The organism is Anaerostipes hadrus ATCC 29173 = JCM 17467 (genome assembly GCF_030296915.1).
GTDB lineage: Bacteria > Bacillota > Clostridia > Lachnospirales > Lachnospiraceae > Anaerostipes > Anaerostipes hadrus.
Genome location: NZ_AP028031.1, coordinates 703,022 through 724,271, shown reverse-complemented (window position 1 = coordinate 724,271; position 21,250 = coordinate 703,022). Strand labels below are relative to the sequence as shown.

The 21,250-nt window shown below is 32.5% G+C and carries 18 protein-coding genes and 1 pseudogene; 2 read left to right on the top strand and 17 right to left on the bottom strand.

Features of this window, described 5'->3' with window-relative positions; all coding sequences use genetic code 11:
- Nucleotides 1-11 precede the first annotated feature (11 nt).
- From QUE18_RS03420 to QUE18_RS03375, 10 genes and pseudogenes are all read right to left on the bottom strand, one after another.
- The gene (locus tag QUE18_RS03420) at nucleotides 12-929 is read right to left on the bottom strand and encodes a capsular polysaccharide synthesis protein (RefSeq protein ID WP_009202931.1); all 918 of its coding nucleotides are present in this window, start codon (nucleotides 927-929) and stop codon (nucleotides 12-14) included.
- A complete protein-coding gene (locus QUE18_RS03415; RefSeq protein ID WP_040343834.1) occupies nucleotides 919-1,956 on the bottom strand; it encodes an acyltransferase family protein in 1,038 nt (345 codons plus the stop codon). Before QUE18_RS03415 ends, QUE18_RS03420 begins: the two co-directional genes overlap by 11 nt.
- A 28-nt stretch (nucleotides 1,957-1,984) precedes the next feature.
- Complete coding sequence (locus QUE18_RS03410; protein WP_276325113.1) at nucleotides 1,985-2,491, bottom strand: acyltransferase; 507 nt, start codon at nucleotides 2,489-2,491, stop codon at nucleotides 1,985-1,987.
- A 67-nt stretch (nucleotides 2,492-2,558) separates the two neighbouring features.
- The gene (locus QUE18_RS03405; protein WP_242852686.1) at nucleotides 2,559-3,548 is read right to left on the bottom strand and encodes a DUF6625 family protein; all 990 of its coding nucleotides are present in this window, start codon (nucleotides 3,546-3,548) and stop codon (nucleotides 2,559-2,561) included.
- On the bottom strand, nucleotides 3,545-4,573 hold the full coding sequence (locus QUE18_RS03400; protein WP_009202927.1) for an acyltransferase family protein: 1,029 nt from the start codon (nucleotides 4,571-4,573) through the stop codon (nucleotides 3,545-3,547). The genes QUE18_RS03405 and QUE18_RS03400 overlap by 4 nt, the downstream gene beginning before the upstream one ends.
- A gap of 13 nt (nucleotides 4,574-4,586) precedes the next feature.
- Nucleotides 4,587-5,687 carry a glycosyltransferase gene (locus QUE18_RS03395; RefSeq protein WP_009202926.1) on the bottom strand — a complete coding sequence of 367 codons (1,101 nt, stop codon included), beginning with the start codon at nucleotides 5,685-5,687 and terminating at the stop codon, nucleotides 4,587-4,589.
- Between the two features lie 3 nt (nucleotides 5,688-5,690).
- Nucleotides 5,691-6,878, bottom strand: a complete 1,188-nt coding sequence (locus QUE18_RS13790; protein WP_040343882.1) for a radical SAM protein — start codon at nucleotides 6,876-6,878, stop codon at nucleotides 5,691-5,693.
- A 129-nt stretch (nucleotides 6,879-7,007) separates the two neighbouring features.
- Nucleotides 7,008-8,123, bottom strand: a pseudogene (locus tag QUE18_RS13785) (glycosyltransferase); the annotation flags it as partial.
- Nucleotides 8,113-9,306 (bottom strand): glycosyltransferase family 4 protein, encoded by a 1,194-nt coding sequence (locus tag QUE18_RS03380; protein ID WP_009202924.1) that lies wholly within the window; start codon nucleotides 9,304-9,306, stop codon nucleotides 8,113-8,115. The pseudogene QUE18_RS13785 and the gene QUE18_RS03380, both read right to left, overlap by 11 nt.
- Before the next feature lie 46 nt (nucleotides 9,307-9,352).
- Entirely contained in the window at nucleotides 9,353-10,780 is a 1,428-nt protein-coding gene (locus QUE18_RS03375; protein ID WP_009202923.1) for a sugar transferase, read from the bottom strand.
- Nucleotides 10,781-11,040: 260 nt separating this feature from the next.
- On the opposite strand from QUE18_RS03375, the gene QUE18_RS03370 reads away from it, so the two are divergent.
- Nucleotides 11,041-12,507, top strand: a complete 1,467-nt coding sequence (locus QUE18_RS03370; protein WP_009202922.1) for an aminotransferase class I/II-fold pyridoxal phosphate-dependent enzyme — start codon at nucleotides 11,041-11,043, stop codon at nucleotides 12,505-12,507.
- Between the two features lie 329 nt (nucleotides 12,508-12,836).
- On the opposite strand, the gene QUE18_RS03365 is transcribed toward QUE18_RS03370, so the two are convergent.
- The 7 genes from QUE18_RS03365 to QUE18_RS03335 all read right to left on the bottom strand — a co-directional run bounded on the left by QUE18_RS03365 (nucleotide 12,837) and on the right by QUE18_RS03335 (nucleotide 19,367).
- The gene (locus QUE18_RS03365) at nucleotides 12,837-13,778 is read right to left on the bottom strand and encodes an RloB family protein (RefSeq protein ID WP_009202921.1); all 942 of its coding nucleotides are present in this window, start codon (nucleotides 13,776-13,778) and stop codon (nucleotides 12,837-12,839) included.
- 3 nt (nucleotides 13,779-13,781) lie between these two features.
- Complete coding sequence (locus QUE18_RS03360) at nucleotides 13,782-15,167, bottom strand: AAA family ATPase (protein ID WP_040343832.1); 1,386 nt, start codon at nucleotides 15,165-15,167, stop codon at nucleotides 13,782-13,784.
- A gap of 122 nt (nucleotides 15,168-15,289) precedes the next feature.
- Complete coding sequence (locus QUE18_RS03355) at nucleotides 15,290-16,216, bottom strand: AEC family transporter (RefSeq protein ID WP_009202919.1); 927 nt, start codon at nucleotides 16,214-16,216, stop codon at nucleotides 15,290-15,292.
- 75 nt (nucleotides 16,217-16,291) lie between these two features.
- A complete protein-coding gene (locus QUE18_RS03350; RefSeq protein WP_009202918.1) occupies nucleotides 16,292-17,176 on the bottom strand; it encodes a hypothetical protein in 885 nt (294 codons plus the stop codon).
- The gene (locus tag QUE18_RS03345; RefSeq protein WP_286259051.1) at nucleotides 17,157-17,987 is read right to left on the bottom strand and encodes an AAA family ATPase; all 831 of its coding nucleotides are present in this window, start codon (nucleotides 17,985-17,987) and stop codon (nucleotides 17,157-17,159) included. Before QUE18_RS03345 ends, QUE18_RS03350 begins: the two co-directional genes overlap by 20 nt.
- Entirely contained in the window at nucleotides 17,941-18,207 is a 267-nt protein-coding gene (locus QUE18_RS03340; protein WP_286259049.1) for an AAA family ATPase, read from the bottom strand. Before QUE18_RS03340 ends, QUE18_RS03345 begins: the two co-directional genes overlap by 47 nt.
- A complete protein-coding gene (locus tag QUE18_RS03335; protein ID WP_009202916.1) occupies nucleotides 18,201-19,367 on the bottom strand; it encodes a DUF262 domain-containing protein in 1,167 nt (388 codons plus the stop codon). The genes QUE18_RS03340 and QUE18_RS03335 overlap by 7 nt, the downstream gene beginning before the upstream one ends.
- Before the next feature lie 383 nt (nucleotides 19,368-19,750).
- Between QUE18_RS03335 and QUE18_RS03330 the strand changes: the two genes are divergently transcribed.
- A complete protein-coding gene (locus QUE18_RS03330) occupies nucleotides 19,751-21,103 on the top strand; it encodes an MATE family efflux transporter (protein WP_009202914.1) in 1,353 nt (450 codons plus the stop codon).
- Nucleotides 21,104-21,250 lie beyond the last annotated feature (147 nt).

Below are 21,250 nucleotides of genomic sequence, written 5' to 3'. Positions count from 1 at the left end.
GTAACTCCAATTCAATTTAATTTCTTGTATAAATTTTCTAATTCATCTGCGGTTATATTATCTTTATTTTTTCTACTATATTTATATGTTAATTTATGTACTGATGTTATTTTCATGATTTCTTGACATCTTTTTTCATCATACTTTTTATCCAACTCTCTCATCATATAATGAGCATCCATTTGTCCAATCATCGGAATATTTTCTAGTTCCTTTGGATTTTTTTCAACTATCATTCTAAAAAACATATGCCAAAAAAAATAATTTTTAACATAATTATATTTGTCCCAGTATTTATAAATTAATCTCTTTGTCTCTACTAATAAAAAATTATTTGTTTTCTTAGCGCTAATTAACCAATTACCAATATTTATTAATTCCATGTCCATCCAACCATTTCTATAGACAAAAAAATCATTATTTTCTATGTAATCTGGTAATGGTCCTGTTAAATATGTAGTCGCATCCAACCATAATCCACCATGGTTTATCAATAATTCTAATCTCAATAAATCAGAAAAATGCGTATTACTTATAATACCCTTTTCCCATTTTTCAATAATATAATCTGGAAACTCTACATATTGTTTATAATTTTCTTTCGTTATTACAATTATTTCCTTATCTTTTAACCAGTATCTTATTGAATTATAACAATCTTGTACCAACTTTGGTGCTGAATCAATTCCTTGTAACCAACAAAACCATACATAATCTTTTTTTGCTGGCATTTCATTTAGTTCCAACTCTTCTTTTGTCTGAACTTCTTTCCAAAATCTTTTTTTTAACCAACTATATGATTTATACATAGTAACTTGACCAGCTAAATATTTATCTGCAAATTTAGTTACAATTAAACCATATCCAAAAATATCTGTTAGTAATGTTTTCGACTTAATACTTTTAAAAACCAATTCCTTAATTCTCATTTTTCTTCCTTTTCATTTTCAATGCCTTTACTGGTTCAAACCAAAATAATAACATCCAATTCTTAGATGCAATCTCATATATGACAATAGGAATTAATATACTTGCTATCAATTCTATAGAAAAATGTAATAGAAAATTTTCTATTCCTATTTTTAATAATATACTTCTTAACATAGCTGCAACTATAGTATGTAACACGTATACAGGCATAAAACACTGATTTAATTTATGTACAAATCTTCCTTCTTTGTCTGGACTTATGCTCATAAAAAAATAAAGTATCGGAAAGATCATACAGCTACCTATTATAAATTGTAGTACATTATTTTCAAGGGGGGTTGAATAATATATCCATGATATTCCTAATCCCAATCCAAAAATCACGACATTCATCCAAGCTTTCATCAATGTCTTAGATATATAAATTTCTGATATCAACATTCCTAGCAAAAACCATACTAAATTTGCTAAAATCTTGTTTACTACATCTGGAAGATTGAAATTACAAAGCCATACTACATATAATACTTTTAAAAATACAGCTCCTACAAAAATCTTTTTTATAAACTGTTTATCTTTAAAATATGGAACAAGACAAAACAAAAAAAACAATGTATACAAATACCAATATGGAGCTATTGGTTCTATAAATAATGTTCTTACTATTGGTGTTGCTTGATTATTAACCTCTGATGAAAATACAATTTTCAACACTAATGTTATAATGGAAAATGTAAAATACGGAACTCCTAAAGCTAACAATTTTCGTTTCACATTCTTAACATGTTTTTCTAATGTCCATTCTTTGTTTTTATTAGAAGATTGATATAAGAAACCACTACATATAAAAAATAATGGCACATGAAATGTATAAATTGTTTGTACTGGCCAACAATAATATCGTGCCGTTTCTTTTATCCAACCACCTGCCATCATTGACATATATAGGTGACCAAATACAACCAATAAACATGCAAATATTTTTATATAATCAACCCACACATATCTTTTTTGACTTTTTCCCATTAATTTGTAGCTTCCTTTCATTTCATAATCACTTCTTAATTTTCTTCATCATCTCTTCAACTGTACATGGTTCCCTCAATCCCATATCTAAATATGGTTTAGAAAATTCTTTTGCTTTTCTCTTAGCATCTTCATATGTTCCAATCTGTTTCGCTGGAACACCTCCCATAACACTTCCTGCCGGAACATCTTTAGTCACTACAGCACCTGCAGCAATAATGCAATTATCTCCAATTGTAACTCCATAATTAATTATTGCATCTGCTCCTATATAAACATTATTTCCAATTTCAACTTTGCCATATCTGCATAAATAAGTATCTGTATTTTCTTCATGATTAAAAACCGTATTTACGGCACTATGCGTAACTAAACGTACTCCTGCAGAGATAGCAACATTATTATGTAAATACACTAGAAACGGTTCTGCTGGTAATATATTAGATTGAAAATAACAATTCTCTCCAACCTGCGCAAACATATTATGTTTTTTTATGTAATCCATCTTTTTCCATCCATCGCGTATTGTTAACATATGTATTTGTCTCCAATACCTTCTGAATTTATCAAATATCACATATAATCTCATTGTTTTATTGCCTCTAATCTTCTTTATATTTTAACATACCTTTAATATTAAATATAATTCTTTCTAACGTTATCTTTTTTCGATTAAACCATAATACTTTTGTATAAAATTTTATCTTACTTCTTTTACTTCTCTTCATTATTAATTCAGGCGTAATTTCATAGAATTTATCAGTTGTTGTATCAGCATAAATCAAATACTGTTTCTGCTCTTTGTACTCAGAAATTCTAAACGTCGTTGGTCGACACCAATAATGCAAATACATATATTCTTCTTGATGTATTTTACCATTTGCAAGATAATGTCTAAGTAATTGCCCATTTTTCCATGTGAAAACTTGATGCTCATTTTTATATGCATCCTCTTTTGGTTCCCAATCTAAATAGAATCCGTAATCATACTTCAATAGATTAGCAAAATCGATTTTTTCGTATACCGGAATTTCAAGTTTTTTATAAATATTGTCCATTCCTGGCTCATCAAACGCATAACCTTTATCTGTGGTATACACATCTTTATAATAATCTATACCTTCTATATAAGTTCGATATCTAGCATTAATTTCTGGTGTGTTTTTATATAGCATTGAATGTCCATTAAAACCAACTTTTTCATATTTTTCTAAAATTTCATCTGTGTAAAATTTTCTTATATTTCCCCAAACCAAATCAATATCGCAATTTCCCCAAAAATCATATCCTGCTAATTCATCTTTAAATACTTCTCCATATGATGGTTTATAATCACAAAGTTTATACGGACGTTCCAATGATATTGGAAAATCGAAAATTCTCTGAATTCTTTCTTTCATTTTTTCAAATGAAAAATACGTCACTTTTACATTTTCAGGATAATCATATGGTGTTTGATCATCTGTAAATATCAACCAATCTATCGTAGGATTACATTTGCAACTTAATAACCAAAATTCGAACCCTTTAGGAAACTTTCCAAAAAAAGGAACTACATAAGCTATTTTATACATAACTTCTCTCTCTTTCATAATTTCTTTTGCATCATTTTTTCCAATAGATATTTTACAACACAAGAAAAAATAATCGCACATGCTAATGTCATAATTACAGTAACTATATATGATAAAATTTCATTTCCAAATAAATGATTCATATGTACTTTTTCTATCATTCGATAAAAAACCATATGGCACAAATAAATCTCTAAACTGATATTTCCAATAAACTTAGTAAATTTATTTTGAAGAATTTTTCCTGTATTATTTTGGGATGCAATAGAATAAATTAATAGTAATCCAAATAATACTAACATAATAAATGGTTCCGATTTTCCTTGGTAAAAATATATTCCTGCAATTATTACTGTTAACAATGCTATTAATATTTTTTTCTTTTGGCAAAATTCATATATGCTATTTTTATATAAGAATAGTATTCCACCTAACATAAAAAACATTGCTGAATATATAATATTTCCTCTTACATCAAATCCACTTATTACATGATTATTATCAAAAAAATAAATTCTACATATTATATTAAAAATCATGGAAATAATAAATGCCCCCCATGCTCTATTTCTATTACTAATCAAGTAACAGAAAAATGGAAAAATCATATAAAACACAAATATTAATCCCAAAAACCAACCAATGCCGATTACTGATATATTAGCATTTGGTAAAAGTCCAAAACATAGTGTCAAATTTGCAAACAATTCATATACTGCATTTATACTTGGAGATATTATTGCATCAACAAAACATAAAATGGCAAAAAATGGCCATATTTTCTTATATCTTCTGGCATAAAACTTTTCTACTGATATCTCCTGATTAATTAACCTATCATAATATCCGCAACACATAGAAAATGCACTAATCATCATAAAGAGAAACACTAAATTTCCTAACGATTGTATAAATGGATCAAAAACAAAACCACTTACTTTATATTTTCCATTTGATAAAATATGCATCATCGCAACACCTATGGCTGAATAAGCTCTTAAACCATCTAATCCCCCATAATGTATCTTATTTTGTGTTTTCATCTGCTCTCCTTTATTAATTCTCTTTCATTTTTCTAAAGCAATTCATAAAATCTTCTACCTTTGACAAGGTCGACAATTTTTCACGATATTTTAGGCAATTATTAACATATACTTCGTTATCATTTACTATTTTCATTAGATCCTGTTGATCCCATTCTTTAGCAATACCTAATTTATATTTTTTTATATATGATGCATTTAATGGTATCTCTGTTGTCACTACTGGAGTTCCAACAGCAATAGATTCCACTATAGAAATCATGCTATTATCTTTAATTGTATTAACTAAGAGTGCTTTCGCATGAGCTAAGTATGGTAATAATTCTTCATGATTTAATTTTCCCTTGAAAATAACCTTTTCTTCTAATCCTAACTCTCTACTCTGCTGCTCTAACGAAGATTTTAATTCTCCATCTCCAATTATAATTAATTTGCTTGAGTTTCCACTGATCTTTAAATATTCTCCAAATTTTAATAAAATCCCATCAATTCTCTTTCTTTCAATTAATTGAGAACAAACCACAAAATAATTCTTTTTATCTGTTGAATATATAAATTTATCAAGGTTTACTCCATGTTCAATAATTTTTGAATCTGTTTTTCTGCAATATTTTTTTATAAAATTCTTTGCTTCTTCTGATCTTGCTACTACTTTTACATTTCTCATCAAAAATCGTGCTACAAAATTATACCATATCTTTGATGGTATTTTTTTCATCATAGCATTATGTTTTGCTAACTCATGCCAAACTATAACTTTGTTCTTGTTAGTCAACACAGCATTTAATGTATTAATTGAAAAAACTTCGCTACAAATAATAAAATCTATATTATTGCCATTTTTCTTTATGTATTTTGATAAGTTATACATGTAAGGGAAACAATGTGGCATAAAAATTGATTTAAACTTACATTTTCCCCATATAACTTTGAATGGATATTTTTCTTCATTTACTGGTTTAAATGGTTCAGCAGCATACAACGTCACATTATGACCTTTTTTTTCAAAAGCCAAACATAAATCATAAATCATTGTATCCTTAATAGAATTCGCTCTTATAATATTTTTTGTTTCAGAAGTATATACAATCGGATTTACAATCAATATATTCATCTTCTACTTCTCCATCTGTGCCGCAATATCCGCATCCACAATCTCTTCTCCACTCTTACCAACTAACTGCTCCTTAGAAGCTGCAGACAATCCATCATTGATCGTCGCACACATATCACATGTAGAACACTTATCAAGTTCTTCCTTCGTAACAATACCCTTCTTATAGTCACGAACGATTTTATTCTCATACATACTATATTTTTTCTTCTTAAAGAACCGTAAAAATTTATGTTTCATAACCCAAAGAGCAGGAACCCAAATATACTTATGCATAGCAGGTGATACAGAACCGATCATCCAGCAGTCACGATCGCAGCAACGAACTTTCTTACGAACTTCTTCTGCTTCTTTACTATTCCATAATTCATTCCAGCTCTGTTTATTTAAGTTACCCATAACTTCTTTATCTTTTGTTCCATTACATGGCATAACATCACCATATGGATCAATAAAGAATGTGTCAAAACTCATATCACATGGAAGTAATCTCTTCTGTCCATAGATATAGTTGATCAGTCCATGGTTAAAGTAAGCACGGAACCATTTCTTTGGTGAATTGCTGTTTAACAGTTCGTTTACTAAGTTTTCAAACTGTTTTGCAACCATTGGACGGTTTTTAATAATATTCTTTGCTTCTACAAAGTAAAAACTGTTATGTAAAGAAGCTGTTGCAAATTCCATTCCCATCTTATCTGAAATCTTATAAAGAGGTACTAAGTCTTTACAGTTTGCATCCTGTACTGTCATACCAAATCCAACGTCTTTCATACCCATTTTTCTTAATTTCTTTAATGTTGTATATCCACGCTGGAATCCATTTTCTAATCCACGGATCTTGTTATTTGTTTCTTCTAATCCTTCAATAGAGATACGAATTCCGATGTCAGGGAATTCTTTACACAGATCTACAATACGATCTGTAAAGAAACCATTTGTTGAAATAACGATACGATCTGATTTCTTATATAACTCACGCACAATGTCTTTTAAATCTGTACGGATAAATGGTTCTCCACCAGTAATGTTTGTAAAATACATTGGTGGTAACTTCTTAATTGTCTCTAAACTAATCTCTTCATCTGGTGTAGATGGTTTCTTGTAACGATTACACATATTACATCTTGCGTTACAACGATATGTAACAATAACTGTACCATTTAACTTCTTAACTTTCTTATCTTTACTCATATTTTTCTCACTCAACTTCCCTTTTTGTTTATTTGCTGCTCGATTACCTCGAACTCTTCCTGTATAAATCTTCATCAACTTCTCATAATACTCATCGATTGTATCAAAACTAATATTTTTACAATTTTCTGTATAAGAAGCTGTTAGTTCCTTATCTTCCCACAGATGTTTAATCTTTTCTTTCAAATCAACTGCATCTGCACTTTCAAATAATTCTCCTGTTTTTCCTTCCTGAATCAGCTCTGGAATTCCACCAATGTTCGCTCCTAATACTGGAGTTCCATACATCTGTGATTCCATCACTGAGAATGGGCAGTTTTCATACCATTCTGATGGATAAATAGAAAATCTTGCTTCTCTGATCAGTTTTTCTAAATCTTTGCCTGTCTGGAATCCTACATTCTTAATGTTTGGAATTCCTTCAATTTGATTTTCTAACGGACCAGTTCCAGCAAAGATAAATGGAACATCTGGTAATGACTTACATACATCAATTAATGTCCCAATTCCCTTTTCTTCAGAAAAACGTCCAAAATACAGAACATAGTCTTTTTTCTCTGTATTCTTCCATTCTACTTTATCAATAAAGTTATGTAATGCGATTGTTTTCTTTGCAAACAATGGATTACTATCTAACTTTTTTTTCATAAAATGACTGCAACAGATCATTGCATCAATATATTTATAAGTTCCTTTTAGTTTCCAAAACTCAGCTTCCATGGTTCCAACTGCACTCTTTGCGGTGCTTCCATGGATACATTTTCCTTTTGTACAATTTAAGAAATGTCCACCTAAACATTTTTCACAGTTTTCATGTGTGTTAGGATTGTTACACATATGGTTTGGACAGACAAGCTGATAGTCATGTGCTGTAAATACGATTCTGCAGTTCTTTCCTGTCTCTTTTCTCCATTTCTGGATTTCTACAATAATACTTGGTGTCAACTGATAGTTGAAGTTATTAATATGACACACATCTGGCTGAAAATCATCCAGCACCTGTCTAATCTTTGTTCTTGCTTCTTTGGAATAGATTGTTTTTAATGGATATGTTAACTTTGCAAGTTTACTTCCACCATGAAAGTCCATATCAGATGTATACGCATCTACATTGTTTCCTACACATCTTCCTTCATGTTCCATTCCAAAAAACTCTACTTTATGTCCCTGTTTTTCTAAATATTCTCCTAATTTGAAGATATATGTTTCTGATCCACCATTAGGATATAAAAACTTATTTATCATTAAGATTTTCATTGATCTTTTTTCCCTTCTGATATACTCTCAATGTTCTCTCCACAACATCTTCCCAATTATACTTCCCACAAATATATTCCGAAGCTTCACTCTTATATTTCCGAACGATTTGTTCATCATCACAAACCATCTGCAGCTTTTCTTTCAGATCCTCAACATTAGCCTTCTTAAACAATATCGCCTTATCCTCAACCACATCAGCAATCTCAGCAATATCAGACCCGATCACACAGTTCCCATAACTCATAGCCTCAAGCAGACTAAGTGGCATACCCTCCAACTTAGAAGGCAGCACATAAACATAAGCATTACTATAAATCTCTTCCAGTAACTTTCCAGAAACAAATCCAGTAAAGATAATATTCGGATCATCTCCAGCCATCTCTTTCAGCATCTTCACATACCCATCCGTATCACTCGTAGCCCCAGCGATCACTAGTTTCTTATCTGTTTTAAGTTCCTTATACGCCTCAATCAAGAAATGAATTCCCTTTTCTTCTGTCAGTCGTGATAATGCACAAATATACTCATCCTTATGAAGTCCAAATTTCTGAGTGATCAAATCCGCTTTCTGATTCTCATGCGTCATAACCCCATTCGGAATCAAAACAGTATCTCTATCATAAAACTTCTTAAAATACTTCTGTACTTTTTCACTTAATACAATCACTTCATCTGCATACTTTGCTGCAATATATTCCCCAAACTTAATATATCTGGAACCAAATCCGTGTTTCCATTTATCTCTCGCCCAGTCAATTCCATGAATCGTTACGATACAGCGCTTTCCAAACAGTTTCGGAATCCATAGAAATGCACTTGGTCCTTCTGCATGAAAATGTACAATATCATATTTTCCAAATGCTGCACAAATTGCAGCAGAAAAAGAGGATGTCATCGCTGCTAATCCTCTTTTATTGATCGTTATTACTTTCTTTAACTGAACTCCCCTATACTTTTTCCTTTTTACAGTTTTTACATATTCATTTTCCACTTTATCGCCAGATCGGTTAAAGCATGTTACTTGGTGGCCTTTTTTTATCATTAATGGACACATAATCGTCAATACACGTTCAATTCCACCTCTTCTAGATGGAACAACCTTATGACCGATCATCGCAATTCTTAAATTCTTGTTACCTCTTTTTTTCAATTTGATAGTCCCCTTCATTCAATCAACAATCAACTAATCCACAACTCCACACTCTCAAATCTACCTACTGTGCCCCATCATCCCCACAAACAACAAGCCACACTGTCTTAATCAATATCCCAATATCCCTCCAAATAGACCAATGATCGATATAATCAACATCCATCTGAACAATCTCCTCAAAGTCTGTGATCGTGCTTCTTCCGCTAACCTGCCAAACCCCAGTCAGTCCAGGCTTCTGGCAAAGTCTCTTCTTATGGTAAGTACTATACTGTTCAAACTCATCCACTGTAGGCGGTCTTGTCCCTACCAGACTCATATCCCCCTTCAGTACATTCCAAAACTGTGGAAGTTCATCAATACTTGTCTTCCTGATAAACTTTCCAACCTTGGTAATTCTCGGATCGTCTTTCATCTTAAACATCAAGCCGTCCATCTCATTCTGCGCCATAAGCTCTTTCTTGCGCTCTTCCGCATCCTGATACATCGAACGAATCTTATAGATTTTGAAGATCCTTCCATTCTTCCCAACTCTCTTCTGTGAGAAGAACAGCGGCCCCGGTGATTCTAACTTCACCAGCGGTCCAACAATGATCACTGCGATCGCTGTGATCAACATTCCAACCAATCCCCCGGCAATATCCATTGCTCTCTTCATCATCAGCATGACAAATGATACATTATGACCAGAGAAACTTACACTTTCATAAGGACCAACTTTCTCAAGTGATCGTTCCAGATTCTCATTGATCTGAAACTGGGAAATGTTAAGATTCGTCTTAATTCCCATGTCCTCAAGGTTCTGTATTGTCATCGCGATTGGAAATTCGTCATCCATCGGTATATATAAGAATACTTCATCTACAACCGACCGCATCGCATATTCAAAAATACTTCGATATGAATGTGCTACAACCGGAATCTCGTTGATAAGCCATCCTGTCATATCTTTGTCCACAACTGCAACACTTGTGATCCACAGATCCCAGTTCTTCTCTTCCATGATATTCCCGATCACTTCTTCTGCATGATCACTCGTTGTGATGATCATCATCTTTCTTGCATAAGAATGATCCTTTCTTCTTGATAGCCAATACTTCCGATAAACTCGATGTGTGATCTGCATCCATACAAAACTGAATCCAGAAGTAAAGATATAGATAAATCTGGAGTAATCTTTTGCATCTTGGATCAGGAATGCAACCATCGCCATTCCTGCTGCCATCAGAATGACCGTCTGCAAATTCATTCTCATTTCTTCTATAAATTTGCGCTTAAAAAAACCACGATTCGGACGAAACAGAAAGTAGATCATCATAAGTACTACGATCGCAATGAGCCAACGATAATACGTATCGTTCCCCATCACGGTATACCCTGTTTCAATATTTCCAAACCGCAGCCATACTGCTGCAAAATAACCAACAGTAACTCCCACCAAATCTAATAAAAAGATCAGAAAGTTCTGCATCTGTAATCTTGTTGCTTCCATATTCTATTCCATCCCCATTTATTTTTACACTTTGTGTTAATTATCCATACTTTTCAAAGTATAGCATATATTTTCTAAATTTCAATACGAATCTTTGTTCTTTTTGTCGAACTTTAATTTTTTTCTTATTTCGTATATTGTTTCTTTGAACTTTTGGCTTTTATTTTGAACTTTTCATTGAACTTTTCTTGCTTTTGTGCTATATTAAACAAAATTATTTGAACTTTGAATTTTATTTTGAACTTTTATCGGAGGGTGTTATGAATCAGACATTTACCTTTGCAGATCGTTTGAAGTCTGCAATGGAACAAAAACATATGAAACAGGTTGATCTTATTCATGCAGCAGAGACTGCCGGAGTCAAGGTCGGGAAGAGCCATATCAGCCAGTATGTCAGTGGCAAGACGGTTCCTCGCGCGGAGATTCTTCATTTCTTATCTGAAACTCTTAATGTTGATGCTGACTGGCTTTCTGGAAATGGAGGGAATACTGTGAATCTAGAAACTTCTCCAAAGAGAACATTTAGCAAATCTACCAAATTAGATAATGTACTTTACGATGTACGTGGTCCTGTCGTAGATGAAGCGAACCGCATGGAACGTAATGGAACTCATATCCTGAAATTAAATATCGGGAATCCTGCCCCATTTGGTTTCAGAACCCCGGATGAAGTCATCTATGATATGAGACATCAGTTAGCTGACTGCCAGGGATATTCTGCTTCTCAGGGATTATTTGCTGCAAGAAAGGCGATCATGCAGTATGCGCAGCTTAAGAAGATCCCAAATGTTGATATCGACGACATTTATACTGGAAATGGTGTCAGTGAGCTGATCAATCTGTCAATGTCTGCTTTATTAGATGATGGGGATGAGATCTTGATCCCTTCTCCGGATTATCCTTTATGGACGGCTTGTGCAACGCTTGCTGGTGGGAAAGCAGTTCATTATATCTGTGATGAACAGTCTGAATGGTATCCTGATATGGAAGATATTAAGAAGAAGATCAATCATAGAACGAAAGCGATCGTTTTGATCAATCCGAATAACCCAACTGGGGCTTTGTATCCTAGAGAGGTCTTACAGCAGATCGTTGATATTGCGAGAGAACATCAGCTTATTATCTTCTCTGATGAGATTTATGATCGTCTTGTGATGGATGGAGAGGAGCATGTATCCATTGCTTCTCTTGCTCCTGATCTATTTTGTGTGACATTTTCCGGATTGTCTAAATCTCATATGATCGCTGGTTTCCGTATTGGCTGGATGATCTTAAGTGGTAATAAGGCGGTTGCAAAGGATTATATCGAGGGACTTAATATGCTTTCTAATATGAGACTTTGTTCAAATGTGCCTGCGCAGGCGGTTGTCCAGACGGCGCTTGGTGGTCATCAGAGTGTTAATGATTATATTGTTCCTGGTGGACGTATTTATGAGCAGAGGGAATATGTTTATAAGGCACTTTGTGATATTCCTGGTATTTCTGCTGTGAAACCGAAGGCTGCGTTTTATATCTTTCCTAAGATTGATACGAAGAAGTTTAATATCACGAATGATGAGCAGTTTGCTTTGGATCTTTTACGTGAGAAGAAGCTTTTGATCGTGCATGGTAGTGGATTTAACTGGAAGGATCCGGATCATTTCAGAGTGGTTTATCTGCCTCGTATTGAAGTTTTGGAAGATGCTATGGGGAAACTCGGGGAATTTTTGGAGTATTATAGACAGTAAAGTTTGTTTGCCATAGTCTTTCATATATATCACATATTCAAAAAATAGTTATTGCCGCAAAACACACATTTTATTCAGCATTTTTGACAGGTCGCTGATTCGCTGGCATTCCTGCATAACTCTCTTGGTGCGACCAAAAATGGCCGCACCATCGTTCAGACAATGCCCATGCCAGCTGCGAACCCGTCAAAAATACTGATAAAATGCTAATCGTTTTGCGGCAATAACTATTTTTAAGATATGTGATATATAGCGAAAGGTATTGGAAAGGAAACTGTTGGTTATAAAATACAAGAAACGCTCAAGTTATACATTTATCTAAAATACTACTATTTCCTCATATCCTCTATCAAAAGCCCTATATTACTCCCAATAGAATGTTTTAATCCTTCTATATCTTCGCAGAATTCTTTTTCATTTTTGATTGCTGTATCAATATTCCCTACAAATTCTTCCGCTTTGTAATTGCTTTTCTTATAGCTAGGATAAATTTTATGTAATTCATATTCTGCATATCTTTTTTTAGATGTTACCTTTGGATTTTCTGATAGTTTTTCTTGATCTAAGTCGAAAACTTTTTCTGAATGCATCAGTAGCCAAAATTCAAAACATGGATTGGTTACACAGAAACGAAATCCTTGTTCTTCACATTTTTGTTTTACATATTCATACTGTGATTCTATAAAACTTTCTTTATCTCTGTCTACAATTAAGCAAATTTCATCATAATTTTCTTCATATGTTAAGTCTTCAAACTTGATGATTTCTGGAATATATTGAATAATGTTGTCAATCTTATATTTTTGTCCTAATTCTGTCAAAACTTTATTACAAACAAATTCAGGATCATCAATAATATCTTCTAATGTTTTTTCAAATTCTTCTTCACATATTTGTTTCATTGTTTTCCAGATAGCCCTTTTCAACACTTTACTATTAATTATAATCTGTTTTTCATGAAAATAGTCAATAATTTTATCAAACAGGGTTTTGAAAGATATAGTTCCTGTATCTCTTTCCTTTAAATCTTGAATAACTCTATCCAATATTTTTCGAGGATTACTCCATCCTTCTTCACTAAAACATCTAATAATAGGCACTAGTTCTATTAATGAATTAAGCTCTATTTCTTTTCGCATATCTTCTATTGCATCAAAATATAATACTTCAGTATCTGAGCCTTCATATAGTAAAAAATACTTTTTTATAGCTTGCTTTGATTCTGATGCAACTGAACGTCTACCAAAACCAGAACCTTTTCTTTCTCTCATCCATTACTCATCCACTTTCACAGGAAATACAGTACTGAATTTTGGAACTCCCCCATACCGTCCATCTAAATAGGCCTTATCTATCTTCTGGTCAAATCTTGTATTATATTCTTCCAAAGAATAAATATCACTTTCTCCTGTAATTCTTTTATTAACAAACCACACTTCGTCTCTTCGAAGAATATCAAAATCTAACAATCTTGATTCATGTGTTGTCACAATTAACTGAATATTCCTTTCTGCTGCCAATTGTAAATATGTTTCTACAAATTTACAAGTTAAACTTGGATGTAAACATCTATCCAGTTCATCAATCACATATGTTTTATTTGCTCCCGAAAGTAATACTTCTATTAAATCTAATATTCTAACCGTACCATCTGATTCTTCTGATAAATTAAACAAAATATTCTCTTCCCCATGCAAGAATTTAATTGTCTTTCCTTCAACTTTTCCGTTACTAGCAATATTTAAAATAAAAAAGTCTTTATTGGATCTCATCACAATTCCAATTTCTTTTAATTTCATACGATTTACTGTTACTTTTTTATTCTCTACATCCTTTAATATTTCTTCTTTAATTCTATTTGGAATCATTCTAAATATTTCTTCTGGATCTACATCTACCATCTGAAATCCTGTGATACCTGTTCCAAATGCTTTAATAATTTTACAAACTTCATCTATTTTTTCCGTTTTTGCCATATATGAATAGTCCGAAATTGGTCGATCTGGATAATTAATATCTAATTTTCGTTCTATCCACATATATACATTTCGAAATACTTTAAGATTATTATATTTTTCATATAGAGTTTTCTTATTTTTATTCATTATTGATAATAATAATACTTCTGAATCCTCTTGAATATCTTCGGCATAATTTTTTAATTTTTCATATGACTTTTTATCTCGTTTTAATTCACTGCTAAACTCGGTTTCACCATTTTCAATATCTCTAGTAAAAATATTTTTTTCACTGCCATCACTTTTAAGTTCAACAAGCCATTCTGAAACAAACTTGCTTTGACTTAAAATCACTTCAAATCCATATGCATAATATTTATCATCTAGCATAATTTCTAATTCAAAATAGCTTTTCTTTTCCTTATTTGCTCTGTCAGTTTTACAATACATATCAGTGTGCCCTTTAGGAAGTCCATCTACAATTGTTTTTTTCATAAAATTCAATGCTTTTACTAAATTGGATTTTCCAGATGCATTCGCTCCATAAACAGCTGCAAATTTTAACAATTTAATTTTATCATTATCGTATATGTGCTCTCTCTTACTTCTAACTTTTCCAGCTATCATAGAAAATTCTTCTGATTGCCCTGATTCATTTTCAAAAAACGAAAGAAAATTCTTTACATTAAATCTAATTAACATTTTAGCACCTCCTATATTCATAGTTTACGTGATTTCCTCACTTACGTCAATATTTGACAATGTTTATTCGCATATTTTACATGTATTCTATGTGTTTTTTTCACATTTATTCATATTATTTTTTACATCTGATACAAATAAACAAACACCGGCATTGTAATGATCGACAATAGTGTCGTCATAACATTAATCGCACTTGCATATTTCGAATCATTCCCATACACCTGACACATCTGTGTAACAGTCGATGCGCATGGTGTGATCGCTGCGAGGTATGTGATGAGAATTATCTTATCTCCTTGTGGATGCCATCCTCTCATTCCTAAGAGATTAATGACTGCTAATGCAATCAATGGTTGAATGATTAGTCTTAGTACTGTTACCAGATAGACTCTCTTGTTTGTAAAGATATCTTTTAGGTTTACTTCTGCGATCAGCATTCCTGTGACGATCATGCTTAGTGGGCCGATCATGCCTCCTACAGATGAGAGCGTATTGTTGATGATCTCTGGGAATCTTATTTTTGTGAAGAATAGGATGACTCCTAGAAATACGGAGATCATATTGATGTTTAACAGGATCTTCTTTAGGTTGATCCCTTTTTCCCTGCTGATCATGTTTTTGCCCTGGCTCCAGATGAAGAATAGCTGGATACTCATGAATACACAGCCGTATACGACCCATTTTCCTCCTAATATATAGGTAACTAATGGTACGATCAGGTTTCCGGAGTTTGAGTAGTAGGCGGATGTGAATTCTACAGAGTCTAGGTGGAACATTTTTTTCATGATGTAGGTTACGAAGAGTAGTAAAAACTGCAGGATAATGGATGCTATGCAGGCTGTGATCAGTCCTTTGGTTACGTTTGGGCTGTAGTCTACCTGAAATGCGTTGATGATGACTGCTGGGATGATCAGGTATAGGATGATCTTTGAGAGGACTTTGCTGTCTTCTCCTTTTAGTAACTTTGTTTTGACGATGATGTAGCCCATTAGGATCATTAAGAATAGCTGGGCAATCTGTTTTAGTAGTAATATGCTCATTTGCATGGGTTGTGTTCCTTCTTTCTTTTGTTTATTATTACCTTTTATTTAAAGAAGAGAGCGGCAATTCAAGCCCCTCCCTTATCCATTATCACTAATCTTATGATCCCTCTCCATTCGTAAAACATAAAATTTTTCGCCTTCTCTATATCCAAAACATCTTTTAGTATTTTTACAGCGAAATTTATAAATTTTCTTATCTTTAAATTCAGATTTTCGAAACCAATCATCTTTATTAGAAGCTGGCGAATATCGTTTGAAATTTAAAGTTCTATCTCTAACAATTTCGTCCCATCCTTCTGCTTCTTCAAATCTATCAAACGCTTCAATACAATCTTCTATTTCAGATTGTGAAAAGTCTAAAAATCCATATTCTTTTTCAAACTTTGAAAAATCCAATCTTCTATCAATGTATCTGGCTTTCAAGTAATCGTATATATCCGTTTCTTTGTTCTTCCATAAATACTCTTCCAAATAATCATACGAATACACTGATATTACACTTAAACATTCTTCTTTATTTTTAATTATTTCTAATTCTTTATTTTCATAATCCTTATGTAAAAATGACAATATTACTTTTTCATCTTCTGATGCTTCTGCAATAGATGTTGCTGTAACATCTATTGTCCCTAAAAAATATTTTGATGAAATATCTTGTTTAAAAAACTCTTCTTGATCCCAAAATGGGGGATTATCTGCCATACTTAATAACAATCTTTTTAATCTTCTCGCCTTATCATTTTTCACCCCTCTTAGATCATTAAATTTTTTATCTTTTGTTATTCTTTGATCATAAAAATTTGATTGTTTACTTACTCCTATTCCCTGTTCATTCATATATTTTAAACATTTTATCACAGGCATTGAATCATCTAAAAACTGATCAATATCTCGGAATTGACCCTCTAAAGATAATTCATTTAAGTATACTTTTTCCATCTTATCACAACCCCAGTAATTCATCTAAATCTTCATCAAATTGGTCAAACAATCCTTTTTCTTGATTTTTTATCACTCCATTTTCATCAATTAGAATTTTTACAGGTGTACTTAATAACTCTTTATTTTGTTTAAAGAAATATACACTTGTATCTTCTGCCTGAATTCGTTTAGAATTTATATTCTTTCTTAATCCATTAAAAATATGGTCACTATGTGTTTCTATAATAACTTGCAAACCTTTTGAAGCAAGAAAACTAAAAAAATCAAGTAAACGCGATTGAGCACTTGGATGTAAATGAATTTCTGGATTCTCAACTACAAATAAACTACCTTTTTTACAAGATAATGCTGCTATAATCACATTCGAAATATAACTAATTCCAGTTCCCACATGCTGTGGCTTAACATCCATACTTCCATCTGCATTTTTTCTGTAAGATACTTTTACTATTTCAGTCCCTGGAATTCTTTCTGCTGTAATTGAATATCCCATAATATAATTCAACCAATAGTCTACTTGATTTCCAAAATTGCTCCCTGTTTCTTCTTCCATATTTCGGAAATCCTGCTCTGCAATAGAATTCATACGTTCTTTACTCAAGTAATCAAAAGCATATTCTCCGTGAATTCCAATTCTATATTCTTTTTCTAAATTTTGTTTATACACATCCTCAACACCAATTCTCTCAGCACAAAGATATACAAAATCAAGTCCTTTTATTTTTTCAAAATTGTTTTTTGTGATCTTCTCTTCTGAATTAATTGCTATACTACACTCAAATTCATCATCTGCATTTTTTACTGTCATTCCTATATCTATTTTTTCTGGCATTTATGATTGTATTTCTGACTTCTTGAAATCTACCTAATTTAATATATTTTCCATTTAATAATCCATTTTCACTTTGTCTTTGTTGCAGTAATAATAATATTGCCTGAATCGCCGATGATTTTCCCGCAGAATTCACTCCTGTAAATAATGTCAGATTATTTAGTTCCAATTTTATATCTTTAAAACACTTAAATCCTGCTATTCTCAGTTCCTTTACCATCTATTTATAATCTCCTTATATTTCTCCTTCACTTTTCCAAATCTTTTTTTCACATTAACTGAACTATCAACTGAATGTTGCAAACTCCTTAAATACTCTTCATCTTGTAATAACTCTACCACTCCTTTTTTCATTTCTAAATTACTTACTGATGTCTTATCAAAACATGTAAAATAATAAAATAATGTTTCGAACAAAGTCATACTAATCGGTCTTCTTATTTTTCCATTTGACGGAATACGAAATCCATCTTTTCCTAAACATTGATACGCTCTTGTCATTGTCCTGTCAAATAATTGCTTCAATAAAAATATAGAATTAAGATCCATTTTATTAAACAAGTTCATCCCTGCCCCAAGTAATTCTTCCATATCACTTCGATATTCCATTCTTTTCTTATTTTTATCCAAAATATTTCCACGCCATAACAAATAGAAACACAATGCTCTCAAAATAACATATTTATCTTTCATATGTTTTGGGGAAATTGCTCCTCCTGTAGCATCTTTAAAACTCTTCATCTTTGATAATTCATCCAACAATTTCGTTGCATTTCCTTGATACAACGCATTACGCATTTCCTGTTTATTCAATGGTGTTCCACCACGATTTACTCTATCAAATATATCAAACCTTACTCTATCTTTTGTAGGATATTTAATAATCTGTACTACTAACTGTGTATCCTCAATTATTGTAACATATCTTGAATATAAATGACTTTCTTCTAGCTCATTAAAATTCATTCCATTAATTTGTGGTAATATTTTTAAATCTTTTAAACGAAATTCATTATCCAAAAACTGAAAAAATGTTGTTAACCGCTGTCTTCCATCTACCACCACAAGTTTTCCGTCTTCATTCTCTGCCAAATAAATTAATGGCAATGGTATTTGCATAATCACTGATTCAATCAATTCTGATTTTTGTTTATTGGTCCATACTAAATTTCGCTGAAAATCTGGATCTATACAAATCCTATCCTTATCATACTTTCTTTTCAATTCAAAAATAGAATACTGTGCTTGTTCTATTTTTATACTTAAATTAGGATAATTATCAGTATTTTCATCTTGTTCTTTTTCCTCTGCTTCAATATTTATATCAACTGTATTATAATCTTCTAAATCTTTTTGATCGTCTATATATTTCATATTCATGATAATACCTTACTTTCCACAATTAAATTACCTTACAATTTCTAATTTTATTCATACTTCTTTCTTCATATTATCATATTATTTATATTTTAATCAACTTTCTAGCGTTTTGTTAATATTTTACTTGTAATTTAACCCATGAGGATCATCAGGAATAGTTGTACGATCTGTTTTAGCAGCAGAATACTGATTTGCATGGTGTTTTCCTTCTTTCTTTTGTATGTTTTCTTGATATCTCATCCTAGTATATCATTCTGCTTTTTTTATACAAGAAATGTTTCGAATTTGATACATCTTTCTTCGTTGTTTTTCCTGGAATCATCTTGATAATCTTCCCAAAAAGTATTAAAATCTGTATAGTTTTTTGAAAGAGGGTATTGTATATGAAGAATTCTTCGAAACAGTCCGTGAAGATGGATATGCTTCATGGAAGTTTATTCGATAAGATGTTAATGTTTGCTATGCCGCTTGCTGCCTGTAGTATCTTACAGCAGCTTTTTAATTCGGTTGGTACTGCCGTTGTCGGACGGTTTGCGAGCAGTGAGGCTTTGGCGGCAGTTGGTAGTAATAGTTCTGTAATCGCTTTGATGGTTACATTGTTTTCTGGAATTTCTCTTGGTTCTAATGTTGTGATCGCCAATTATATCGGACAGAATGATACGAAGCGGATTCCTCGTGTGGTACATACCGCTGTGTCTCTTGCACTGCTTAGTGGTGTGTTTTTGCTGATTCTTGGACAGTTTGTGGCTCATCCGATCCTTTTGCTGATGGGTGCACCGAAGGATATCATTCATCTTGCAACGTTATATCTGCGGATTTATTTTCTTGGAATGCCATTTTTTATGTTATATGACTTCGGTGCTTCCATTCTTCGCAGTATCGGAGATACACGTCGTCCGATGTATGCTTTGATCGTGTCTGGTGTTGTGAATGTGATCTTGAATCTTCTATTTGTCGTTGTATTTCATATGGGTGTTGCGGGTGCCGGACTTGCGACGGTTGGTGCGAATGCAACAAGTGCTGTTCAGATCCTTTATTTTCTGACACATGAAGAGCTTCCTATCCGGTTGTCTTTTAAGTCTTTGACGATCGATCGGAATGCCGTTTCTAAGATCCTGAAGATCGGGGTTCCTGCGGGACTTCAGGGAATGGTTTTCTCTCTTGCCAATGTCTGTATCCAATCTGGGATCAACAGTTTTGGAGCTGGCGGGATCGCGGGTTCTGCGGTGGAATTAAATTATGAGTATTTTGCTTATTATCTTGTCAATGCCTTTGCTCAGACGGTGGTTACATTTACCGGACAGAATTATGGTGCGAAGGATGAGGGGCGTTGTAAGAAGATTTTTCGTCTTGGAATGTTGTGCAGTGTGATCTCTTGCGGAATCCTTAGTACGATCTTTGTTGTATTCCGTACGTTCTTTATTGGATTATTTACAAGTGATCCATCTGTCTATCATTATGCCCAGCTTCGTTTTTTGATCGTTCTGACATTCGAATGTCTGACAAGTTCTTATGAGATCAGTGGTGGATGTCTGCGTGGATTTGGACGTTCCATGACTCCTGCGATCCTGACAGTGTTTGGATCTTGTGTATTACGTTTGATCTGGCTTGCAACGGTCTGTAACTGGTTCCATGATTATAAACTTTTGATGGCGATCTATCCGATTTCTTGGGTATTGACTGGAACGATGGTTCTGGTGGCTTATTTTAGGACACGTAAGAAGCTGTTTTTATAATTTGATGATGTAATTAAAATGTCTGTTATACCTATTTGTTTCATAATAGATCTAACAGACATTTTTCTTTGCTATTTTTAATATTTAGCACACAAAAAACCGAACAATTTACGTAAATTGAAATCATATTTACGTGAATTGTTCGGT

Coding starts and splice junctions, on each gene's coding strand:
- QUE18_RS03420 (WP_009202931.1), bottom strand. CDS start 929: ATGAGAATTAAGGAATTGGTTTTTAAAAGTATTAAGTCGAAAACATTA.
- QUE18_RS03415 (WP_040343834.1), bottom strand. CDS start 1,956: ATGGGAAAAAGTCAAAAAAGATATGTGTGGGTTGATTATATAAAAATA.
- QUE18_RS03410 (WP_276325113.1), bottom strand. CDS start 2,491: ATGTTAACAATACGCGATGGATGGAAAAAGATGGATTACATAAAAAAA.
- QUE18_RS03405 (WP_242852686.1), bottom strand. CDS start 3,548: ATGAAAGAGAGAGAAGTTATGTATAAAATAGCTTATGTAGTTCCTTTT.
- QUE18_RS03400 (WP_009202927.1), bottom strand. CDS start 4,573: ATGAAAACACAAAATAAGATACATTATGGGGGATTAGATGGTTTAAGA.
- QUE18_RS03395 (WP_009202926.1), bottom strand. CDS start 5,687: ATGAATATATTGATTGTAAATCCGATTGTATATACTTCTGAAACAAAA.
- QUE18_RS13790 (WP_040343882.1), bottom strand. CDS start 6,878: ATGAGTAAAGATAAGAAAGTTAAGAAGTTAAATGGTACAGTTATTGTT.
- QUE18_RS03380 (WP_009202924.1), bottom strand. CDS start 9,306: ATGAAGGGGACTATCAAATTGAAAAAAAGAGGTAACAAGAATTTAAGA.
- QUE18_RS03375 (WP_009202923.1), bottom strand. CDS start 10,780: ATGGAAGCAACAAGATTACAGATGCAGAACTTTCTGATCTTTTTATTA.
- QUE18_RS03370 (WP_009202922.1), top strand. CDS start 11,041: ATGAATCAGACATTTACCTTTGCAGATCGTTTGAAGTCTGCAATGGAA.
- QUE18_RS03365 (WP_009202921.1), bottom strand. CDS start 13,778: ATGAGAGAAAGAAAAGGTTCTGGTTTTGGTAGACGTTCAGTTGCATCA.
- QUE18_RS03360 (WP_040343832.1), bottom strand. CDS start 15,167: ATGTTAATTAGATTTAATGTAAAGAATTTTCTTTCGTTTTTTGAAAAT.
- QUE18_RS03355 (WP_009202919.1), bottom strand. CDS start 16,216: ATGCAAATGAGCATATTACTACTAAAACAGATTGCCCAGCTATTCTTA.
- QUE18_RS03350 (WP_009202918.1), bottom strand. CDS start 17,176: ATGAATTACTGGGGTTGTGATAAGATGGAAAAAGTATACTTAAATGAA.
- QUE18_RS03345 (WP_286259051.1), bottom strand. CDS start 17,987: ATGCCAGAAAAAATAGATATAGGAATGACAGTAAAAAATGCAGATGAT.
- QUE18_RS03340 (WP_286259049.1), bottom strand. CDS start 18,207: ATGGTAAAGGAACTGAGAATAGCAGGATTTAAGTGTTTTAAAGATATA.
- QUE18_RS03335 (WP_009202916.1), bottom strand. CDS start 19,367: ATGAATATGAAATATATAGACGATCAAAAAGATTTAGAAGATTATAAT.
- QUE18_RS03330 (WP_009202914.1), top strand. CDS start 19,751: ATGAAGAATTCTTCGAAACAGTCCGTGAAGATGGATATGCTTCATGGA.